Here is a 2,138-nt window from a genome sequence, read left to right on the forward strand (position 1 = left end):
CGGCGCGCAGCCAGTCGGCCAGGGCCTCGACCGGAATGTCCCAGCCGGTGGCCTCGTGCAGCACCGCGGCGGCATCGGCGCCTTCGCGCGGGCCGCCTTCGAGGCCTTCAAGCCGCGCCTCGCCGGGGCCTCCGGCGAGGCGCCAGCTCTGCCGGGTGACCGGCGCGCTCAATGCGACCTCAAAGCGTTCGCCGCGCTGGTTCCATTCGATCCGGCCGCTTCCGCCCTTGCCGGCGTTGGACACGGCGATGCGGCCGGTCAGCGACCATTCGTCGTCGGCGCGGACCCGGGCGATGCGCCCGGCTTCGCGCTCGGCCGCGACCGCGGCCGGCAAGGCCTCGGGCGGCGGGCGTTTGACGCCGTGTCCGGCGCAGGCGCTCAGCACCACGGCCAATGCGACGAGCGCGACCGACTTCGCCGCACGCGAAGCAGCGGACGCCCAGGCGCGCGAACCGGACGACAGCGCGCTCACAGGCCGAGCTTCTTCAGCGCTCGCAGCAGCGAGCGGTTGTCGGGGTCGATCTTGCGCGCCTGCTCGAAATACTTGCGCGCTTCTTCGCGCTTGCCGCTCTGCCACAGCACCTCGCCGAGGTGGGCGGCGATTTCGGCGTCCTTCTGCATGGTCAGGGCGCGGCGCAGCTCGGTTTCGGCCTCCTTGATGCGGCCGATGCGATACAACACCCAGCCGTAACTGTCGACGATCGCGTAATTATCAGGTTCGGCGTTGCGCGCGCGCTCGATCAGCTCCAGCGCTTCCTGGAAGCGCGTGGTGCGGTCGGCCAGGGTGTAGCCGAGTGCATTGAGCGCGGCGATGTTGTCGGGCTCGGCCACCAGGATGCGGCGGAAGTCGGCCTCGGCGCGGTCGATCTCGTCGCGGCGCTCCCAGCTCAGCGCGCGGGCGTAGAGGATTTCCGGCTCGTCCGGGAACGCGGCCAGTCCGCGCGCGAAGGCATCGTTCTCGCCGGCGTCGTTCTTGTCTTCGGCGCGCAGGTTGGCCTCGACGATGTAGGCGTCGCGGCGCGCGTCGTCGCCGGTCGAAGCGTCGGACTGGATCGCGCGCAGATTGGCGTAGGCCTCGTCGTTGCGCTTGAGCTTGTGCAGCACGTTGCTGCTGCGCAGGCGCGCGATCGAACGCGGCTGCCCGGCCGGCACGCCCTGGTACCAGGCCAGCGCCTCTTCGTAGCGTTCGAGGAATTCGGCCAACTGCCCCAGCAGCAGGCGCCGCGACGGGTCCGGCTTGGCCGCATTCGCGCGCAGCTCGTCGTAGAGCCTGGTCAGGGTCGGCTTGTCTTCGGCGCGGGCCAGGTAGGACGCGCGCAGCGAATAGGTCTGCTCGTCCTGCGGGCCGCGCGCCAGGGTCGCGGCGACCGCCTGGAAATCGTTCATCGCCTCGTACTGCTCGGCGATCAGCGCGCGCAGGTTGCTGTCGCGATCGGCCAGGCCGGCGATGCTCTGCAGCATCTGCCGGGCTTCGTCGTTCTTGCCCGACTCGCGCAGCTGGCTCACCCGCAACAGCGCCACGCGCGGTTCGCCGGGGAAGCGGTCGACCACTTCGGCGACGATGCGTTCGGTCAGTTGCGGCTGGTCCAGACGCTGGGACAGGCCGCCGAACGCGACCCAGGCCATCAGGTTGCCGGACGGGATCTTGCCGCCGTCGACGAGCTTCTCGAGCACGCGCGCGGCCTGCTTCGGATCCTTCGAGCCGGTGGTCAGCACGATCAAGGCCTGGCGCCAGCCGGCCTCCGGGTCGCTCTCCATCAGAGTATTGAGCTGGCGCAGGGCGGCGCGGTCGTCGCCGCGGCGCAGCGACAGGGTCGCTTCGGCGGCGCCGATCGAGCTGCCCTTGCCGCCGAGCTTGCGCCACAGCGCCAACGCGTCGGCGGCCAGCGCGTCCTGCTTGGCGATCACGGCGATGCTGGTCGCGCGCTCGGCCAGGCCGACGTCGTCGGCGGCGCGCGCGGCCTTCAGATAGGCCTCGGCGGCTTCGTTCAGCTTGCCGGACTGCAGTGCGAATTCGCCGCTCAGCAGCGGTTCGAGCGAGGCTCCGGTCGGATCCTTGGCGGCGCGCGCCTGGATCGTCGACTTGGCCGTGGCCAGGGCGGCGGCCGGCACCGGCGTCGCCGGCTCGGCCGCCGCGC

The 2,138-nt window shown here is 71.5% G+C and carries 2 protein-coding genes; both read right to left on the reverse strand.

Annotated elements, in window-relative coordinates; genetic code table 11:
- A partial coding sequence (locus tag ACSAMQ_RS20450; RefSeq protein WP_435397418.1) for a lipoprotein insertase outer membrane protein LolB occupies positions 1 to 472 on the reverse strand: 472 nt, incomplete at its 3' end.
- Positions 469 to 2,112 (reverse strand): tetratricopeptide repeat protein, encoded by a 1,644-nt coding sequence (locus tag ACSAMQ_RS20455; protein ID WP_435397419.1) that lies wholly within the window; start codon positions 2,110 to 2,112, stop codon positions 469 to 471. The genes ACSAMQ_RS20450 and ACSAMQ_RS20455, both read right to left, overlap by 4 nt.
- Between the last annotated feature and the right edge of the window lie 26 nt (positions 2,113 to 2,138).

This window comes from Lysobacter sp. 1R34A (assembly GCF_051217035.1).
GTDB lineage: Bacteria > Pseudomonadota > Gammaproteobacteria > Xanthomonadales > Xanthomonadaceae > Lysobacter.